The sequence below is a fragment of the Blastomonas sp. genome, from assembly GCF_041747255.1.
Classification (GTDB): Bacteria; Pseudomonadota; Alphaproteobacteria; order Sphingomonadales; family Sphingomonadaceae; genus Blastomonas.
The window spans coordinates 1-6,349 of the sequence record NZ_JBGTFM010000475.1 but is presented as its reverse complement, the minus strand read 5'-3'; the positions used below and the strand labels follow the sequence as shown (position 1 = coordinate 6,349).

Genomic DNA, 6,349 nt, shown 5'->3' with positions numbered 1-6,349 from the left:
GTGGGCATTGCCGTACGGGTGTTGTCGCCCCGGGGCGGCGACTTCAACGATGACCTGCAGGCTACCGACCTTGAGGATCTCCGCGCAGCTCTCCGACCCCAACTCGACCCAGAAGATGTAAGCAGGATCGGGGAAGGGTGAGCTGGGAAGTAATGGCGCGGGGACCGCCACGCCATTAGGAATGCAGCCATAGCCAGAGAACGGCCACCGCAATTGCTGCAAGGGCCACAGGCAAGAGACGTGGGATACGCCTCTGTAGCCTGATCGGAATGGGGCTGGTCTTGTCACGTCCTAGAAGCTCCCTGCCGGCCTGAGTCAGGGCGTAGTGGCCCGCTCGCGGGACGCGTAAGAACCCAAGATCGACGAGGCGTTCGGCCAGAGCCACAACCTGTGGAGCGCCTCCGTCGAGATCGAGATCTCCGTTCTCTGCCGACTCGGCGCACTCAAGCAGTGCGGTCCACGTGGCGGATAGCGCATTCCCATACGGCGTGGCGCTTGAGCTGTCTCCGTTCATGACGTCAGCCACCGTTTCGCGTCTTTTCCCAGACGCGCGTCCAGGCCACACGTTCGGCCGGACGGACCAGCCCGTCCCGCTCGAGGCGCCGCAGTAGGTGCAGGATCCCGCTGTTGCTCATGCCAAGGGCATCGCGTAGTTCGGCCTGGGTCCGTGGACGCTCAAGCGCTGAGAGAACATAGCGGCGTCGCTCTTTGGGGCCGAAGGTCTCTCTGCGCCGTCGGCGCTCCAATGCAGCTCTCTGCATCACGCGGCATCCTGGTGGGCGCCGACATCGCCCTCAAGGCTTTTGAGGGCGTCCTCTATGGAAGCGGCATAGTGCACGAGGGGCTTTTTCAGACCGTGCGTCACGAACACGCGTTGGATGTCGCGGCTGGCACCCGTCAACCAGAGGGCCACGCCGCGCTTATCTGCCTTGTGCACAAGGCCCTCGATCATGTTGGCCCCGGTCGAGTCGAGGAGCGGCACAGCCGAGAAGTCGATGACCAACGCCTTGTGGCTGTCCTGGATCCGGTCGAGCACCGATCCGATCGAGGCCGTGGCACCGAAGAAGAGCGCTCCGGTGATGCGATAGACCACAATCGCGGGATTTGCCGCGGCCTCCTCGTCATAGGCCGCGCGCGGGTGGGTGGTGTCCGCTTCATCACGGCCGACGAAGGCAGTGTTCGCAGCAACCCCGGTTGTCTGGCTCATGCGGTGGATGAACAGGACCGAACCAAGCGCGAAGCCGACGACGATGGCTTCGGTCAGGTCGCGGAAGATGGTCAGGAAGAAGGTCGCGCCAAGGACCGTCGCCTCGCCCCAGCCTGAGCGCAACAGGATCGCGATGGCGGGTTTCTCGATCATGTTCCAGGCCACGACGGCCAGCACACCGGCCAGTGCCGCGAGTGGGATATAGGCCGCGAGGGGGGCGGCGACGAGCATGAAGAGCAGGATGAACAGGGCATGCAGCATCCCGGCAACCGGCCCGTGTGCGCCCGCCCGCACGTTGGTAGCCGTCCGCGCGATGGTTCCGGTCACACAAAAGCCGCCGAAGAGCGATGCCCCGATGTTGGCCGCCCCCTGGGCGACAAGCTCGCAGTTGGAGCGGTGCCGCCGACCGGTCATGCCGTCGGCCACGACCGCCGACAAAAGCGACTCGATGGCGCCGAGCAGGGTGAAGGAGATCGCCGCCGGCAGAACCGCCATGATCTTCTCCATCGACAGCTCCGGGAACGTCGGGGCGGGAAGCGACGACGGGATTCCACCGAACTTGGTACCGATGGTCTGCACCGGCAGCCCTAAGAGCGCGACGCCTGCCGCTGCGACCGCGACCGCGATCAGCATCCCCGGCCAATGGGGACGCCACCGGCGCAGGCCGAGGATGATGCCGACCGTTGCGATGGAGAGCAGAACTGCGGAGGGAGTCACACTGTTCCGGGCGGCCCAGAGCACGGGCAGTTTTTCGAGAAGCGCACCGGGCTCATGATCCAGCGTCAGGCCGAAGAGTTCCTTGATCTGGCTGGCGAAGATGATCACCGCGATTCCGGCTGTGAAGCCGACGGTCACAGGGAAGGGAATGAACTTGATGAAGGTGCCAAGCCGCAGAAACCCGACAGCGGTGAGCATCAAGCCCGACAGGAAGGTTGCAAGGATCAGCCCGTCCATTCCATGCAGCGCGACGGTGCTAGCCACCAGCACGATGAAGGCACCGGCCGGGCCGCCGATCTGGAACCGCGAGCCGCCTAGAAGCGAGACTAGAAAGCCGCCGACGATCGCCGTGTAGAGCCCCTGTGCCGGGGTCGCCCCCGAGGCGATGGCAATCGCCATCGAGAGCGGCAGAGCGACGATGGCAACCGTCAGCCCTGCGATGGCGTCCGCACGCAACTGGGGCAGTCCATAGCCCTCACGCAGGACCGTGACGAGTTTCGGAGTGAAGAGTTCGGCAAAGCTGGGTGCCGCACTCTGTCTGCTGATCTGGTCTTTCATCTTCGGCCGCACCTTTGAGGGTTGCGGCGGGATCGTCGGCTTCTTGTCGGCGGTCGCCGTCGCGGGTTGAGGGTTCAATGTCTGGGTGGGGGTACCTTAAGGCGCACACCACGACCGCCAACCGTGCTGACAGAGCCTTCGCCAATGAGTTCCAAACCGGCAAGCTCGAGTGCCGCAATGACCTTGGTCAGGCTGTCCACCACGCCGCGCACGTTGCCGGTGCTTGCCTCCATGCGCTGGATTGTCGGCACGGAAAGGCCCGCCAGTTCGGCCAGAGCTTTCTGGTCGATACCGAGCAGCGCACGCGCGGCGCGCATCTGTGGGCCCGTGATCATAAAGTACCCTCTGAATGGAGTAATGCCTATCTAAACCGTTAGTAGTGATATTTCAAGTATCAATATAGGTCGTCTGGATATGCATCATTGCAGGAACATCCCCGATGTGGCGACCCACATCGGGGATTTCGACTCACAAGGACTTCAGGAACGCCATCAGGTCTTTGTCCTCCTTCCACGAGCGTCCCGGTTTCCGTTGGCCGACTTCGCAGAGCGCCACGGCGTTGGCCTTCAGAGTCAGGTCGATCTCGGCATAAATGTTGGTCGTGCTGATCGACACATGTCCCAGCCAGGCGCGGATGGTGTTGATGTCCACCCCGGCAAGGACCAGATGACAGGCGGTCGTATGTCGGATCACGTGCGGCGTGATCGTGCGGCCCGCGAGCGCTGGAACTTGCGCTACACAGCGCTCGATCAGGCGATAGACCCCGAAGCGCGTATATCCTGCCCCCAGCCTGCTGACAAAAACTGGATACTCCCCTTCGCGATCACGGATTTCGTGCGCAAGAGCCCGCTCGGTTTCCGGCCATAACGGGCACTGGCGGATCTTGCCGCCCTTTCCATAAAGGGTCACAAGATCATGGCCGCCCTTCCGGGCGGCAAGCGACAGATCCTGCACCTTCAGTTCTGTTGCCTCGGAAACGCGTGCGCCGGTGTTATAGAGAAAGAGCAGGAGCGCGTATTCGTGCCGTCCCCGGCCCGTCTTCCTGTCCGGCACCGCAAGCACCGCCTCCATTTCCTGCCGCGTCAGCCACCCAACCGATGGCTGCATGGATTTTTTCGAAGAGATGGCGCGGATATGCCCACACCATTCGACATGCGCTGGGTCCCTGCTGCCCACAAAGCGCGCAAAGGCCTTGATGCCGGCAAGCCGCTGATTTCGGGTCCGAACCGAACATCCGCGGTCGTCCTCGACATGGACGAGGAACTTCAGAACCAGCGATGACGCCAGGTCGCGCACCATCAAACGGTCGACGGGCTTGCGCACCTTTTGGCTGGCAAAAGGCAGGAGCAGTCGGAAGGTATCGCGATAGCTTGACCGGGTGTTTCGGGCCAGGTTTCGTTCGGTGACGATATACTCGGTCAGGAAGCGCCGAAGCCAAGGCCCAAGGAGTTCATGCTCGGGCATCTTCACCTCCTTGGGCAAAACGCGCAAATTGCATCGACGCTTGGTTCAAGAGCTCAGGGGTCAACGTCAGGTAGATTTTGGTGCCTTCCAGATCGGAATGGCCGAGATAGGTGGACAGCACGGGCAGCAGGCGTTGCACATCCGCGCCTTCCCGATACCATGCGGTCAGCCTGTGAACCGCGAAGCTGTGCCGGAAGTCATGCATGCGGGGCGCCGATCGGCCGCCAGCCCAACCTCGGACACCCGCGGCGCGGCGCAGTCGGTCGAACGCAGTTTGCACGGTGCTGCTTGCCAGCCGGGTCCCGTCCCTGTTTGACAGCAGGTATCCGGCACCATTCGGGGCAAACCGTTGCCCTGCTGGCTGCGACAGGTGGTTGGCCAGCACCATCGCAAGCGGTAATCCGGCGGGCACCAGCCTGCTCTTGTGGAACTTGGTGTCCCGGATTGTCAGGACAGATTCCTTCAGGTCGCAATCGTCACGCAGGAGTCCGGTGGCCTCGCTGAACCGAAGCCCCGCGCCATAAAGCAGCAAAAGCAGCGTACGGAACGTGTTCAGTTCGAGCTGCTTTGCGCAGATCAGCGCAATCTCGATGTTTCGCGGATCGAAAAGACGCTGCAACTGCGCGCGACAATATATGTGCGGTGGCGCGAGCAACGGTGGCCGCCGTTCGCTCGCGGGGAGCGGTGAAGAACTGGCATAGCCACGGCTTATCGCAAATCTCCAGAAGCCCGCGAGCGCATAAGCCTTGTTGTCGCGGTGCCGGGTTCTCGGGCCTGGACCAATCAGGAAGGCGAGCACCTGATCCCTCGATATCTCGTCGCAATCAGTCTCTGGGCCGATATGGCGTATAAACTGCCGCAATAGGTTCCGGGCGGTTTTAAACTTTGCACCCTGCGCCTGCCGCCACCCGACGTAATGGTCAATCGCCTCGCCCAGGTTCATAGCAGCGCCTCCAGATCAAATGCGGCCACCTCGCGCAGCGCTGCCAAGTTGACCTTGGCATAAATCGCCGTCGAAGACGGATCGCGATGGCCGAGGAAGTCCCCGATGACTTTCATCGACATGCCTCGATCCAGGAGGTGTTGGGCAGTAGCATGCCGGAGTGCATGTGGGCCTCGCCGCCCTGTCACGACGCCGATACCAGCTAGGCGGTCGCGGACGATCTTGCCCAAAGCCTTGCGATCCAAGGGACGGACCGGCGCGCGGGATGTGAAGAAGACGGCACGTCCATGACCTTTTGGCCGCCCGTGCCGGAGATAGCACAGGATCGCCCGGCCAGCTTCCTGCGATAGCGGCCAAAGCTGGATCCGACCCGGTTTGGGGCACCGAACCCGCAGCATTTCGGCGTCCCAGTCGAAGTCATCGAGGCACAGGCCCGCTACTTCGCTGACACGCAAACCGTAGGATGTGAACAGCAGGAGGATAGCCCGGTCGCGCAGATCGACGGTCCGTTTCCCGCTGAGCGAAGCCAAAAGGCGCTCGACGTCGTTGCGTTTGATCCCCTTCGGCAAGACCTCGTCGGCCCTGTATCCCGGTGCGACAATCCCTGCGCCCAAACCCGGGCGACACCATTGGCGCTTTTCGGCAAAGACGATGAATGATCTCAGGCGTTGCGCGTGGTCGTGGAGCGTCCTTCGGCTCCAGATGCCGCGGCGATGTTCATCGCCAATGATGTCGTCAATGTCAGCCATCGAGAGCGCGCCGAATGGAATGCCGCGCCCCGCAATCCGGGTCAGGAAGTGGTTGGCTGCGCGACAATAACCATGAACCGTCTCGGGGGAGAGACCCCGCTCCTTGCGCAGCCAGGTTTCGTAGACGCTGAGTTCGGTGGCATAGGGATGGATAGCGTCATCTGGTTCGATCCAGCCAAGGTGATGCAGAAGGTCGGCGCAATGGCTGATGAAGCGCTGCCTGGCCTTGTTTGTTGCCTCTCGGTCGGATCTGCGCCCTTCGGGATTGGCCCAGAGCCTGGCAGCGGTTTCAATGTCATTCTGGCTGATCGTGTCGCCATCTCGAAGGTCAAGAAGCCGCACGAGATTGAGATGAGCATTCGCATTCTTTCGCAGGGTGGCGCGCTGTGCCCCACTTGCGTTCAGTTTCAGAAGGTAACCGGCCCTTTGATCGGCAAGCGGCGCATTGCGGTGCTTTGCCGCCGCCGGTGGAAAGAAGATTTCTTCGAACATGGTTGTGTCTCCGTTTCTGTGGAAACACAGGGTTCGCACGTTCTGGCGCACCGCACCGCTTTTGTTCCTCCTTGCTGTTCACCCTTCCCCGATCCTGCTTACATCTTCTGGGTCGAGTTGGGGTCGGAGAGCTGCGCGGAGATCCTCAAGGTCGGTAGCCTGCAGGTCATCGTTGAAGTCGCCGCCCCGGGGCGACAACACCCGTACGGCAATGCCCAC

The 6,349-nt window shown here is 62.2% G+C and carries 7 protein-coding genes; 1 reads left to right on the top strand and 6 read right to left on the bottom strand.

The annotated features are described in order from the left end of the window. Nucleotides 1–518: 518 nt before the first annotated feature. The 6 genes from ACEW8G_RS15750 to ACEW8G_RS15725 all read right to left on the bottom strand — a co-directional run bounded on the left by ACEW8G_RS15750 (nt 519) and on the right by ACEW8G_RS15725 (nt 6,130). The gene (locus ACEW8G_RS15750) at nt 519–761 is read right to left on the bottom strand and encodes a winged helix-turn-helix transcriptional regulator (RefSeq protein ID WP_373489344.1); all 243 of its coding nucleotides are present in this window, start codon (nt 759–761) and stop codon (nt 519–521) included. Then, on the bottom strand, nt 761–2,482 hold the full coding sequence (locus ACEW8G_RS15745; RefSeq protein ID WP_373489343.1) for a SulP family inorganic anion transporter: 1,722 nt from the start codon (nt 2,480–2,482) through the stop codon (nt 761–763). The genes ACEW8G_RS15750 and ACEW8G_RS15745 overlap by 1 nt, the downstream gene beginning before the upstream one ends. A 74-nt stretch (nt 2,483–2,556) precedes the next feature. Further along, entirely contained in the window at nt 2,557–2,817 is a 261-nt protein-coding gene (locus ACEW8G_RS15740) for a helix-turn-helix domain-containing protein (protein WP_373489342.1), read from the bottom strand. A 133-nt stretch (nt 2,818–2,950) separates the two neighbouring features. Then, nucleotides 2,951–3,946 (bottom strand): tyrosine-type recombinase/integrase, encoded by a 996-nt coding sequence (locus tag ACEW8G_RS15735; RefSeq protein WP_373489341.1) that lies wholly within the window; start codon nt 3,944–3,946, stop codon nt 2,951–2,953. Beyond that, complete coding sequence (locus ACEW8G_RS15730) at nt 3,933–4,745, bottom strand: tyrosine-type recombinase/integrase (protein WP_373489340.1); 813 nt, start codon at nt 4,743–4,745, stop codon at nt 3,933–3,935. The genes ACEW8G_RS15735 and ACEW8G_RS15730 overlap by 14 nt, the downstream gene beginning before the upstream one ends. 140 nt (nt 4,746–4,885) lie before the next feature. Then, complete coding sequence (locus ACEW8G_RS15725; protein ID WP_373489339.1) at nt 4,886–6,130, bottom strand: tyrosine-type recombinase/integrase; 1,245 nt, start codon at nt 6,128–6,130, stop codon at nt 4,886–4,888. An 18-nt stretch (nt 6,131–6,148) separates the two neighbouring features. Between ACEW8G_RS15725 and ACEW8G_RS15720 the strand changes: the two genes are divergently transcribed. Further along, a partial coding sequence (locus ACEW8G_RS15720; RefSeq protein ID WP_373489338.1) for a hypothetical protein occupies nt 6,149–6,349 on the top strand: 201 nt, incomplete at its 3' end.

Excerpts from the sequence above, each read along its gene's own strand:
- ACEW8G_RS15735 (WP_373489341.1), bottom strand. The coding sequence starts at position 3,946 with ATGCCCGAGCATGAACTCCTTGGGCCTTGGCTTCGGCGCTTCCTGACC.
- ACEW8G_RS15750 (WP_373489344.1), bottom strand. The coding sequence starts at position 761 with ATGCAGAGAGCTGCATTGGAGCGCCGACGGCGCAGAGAGACCTTCGGC.
- ACEW8G_RS15725 (WP_373489339.1), bottom strand. The coding sequence starts at position 6,130 with ATGTTCGAAGAAATCTTCTTTCCACCGGCGGCGGCAAAGCACCGCAAT.
- ACEW8G_RS15745 (WP_373489343.1), bottom strand. The coding sequence starts at position 2,482 with ATGAAAGACCAGATCAGCAGACAGAGTGCGGCACCCAGCTTTGCCGAA.
- ACEW8G_RS15740 (WP_373489342.1), bottom strand. The coding sequence starts at position 2,817 with ATGATCACGGGCCCACAGATGCGCGCCGCGCGTGCGCTGCTCGGTATC.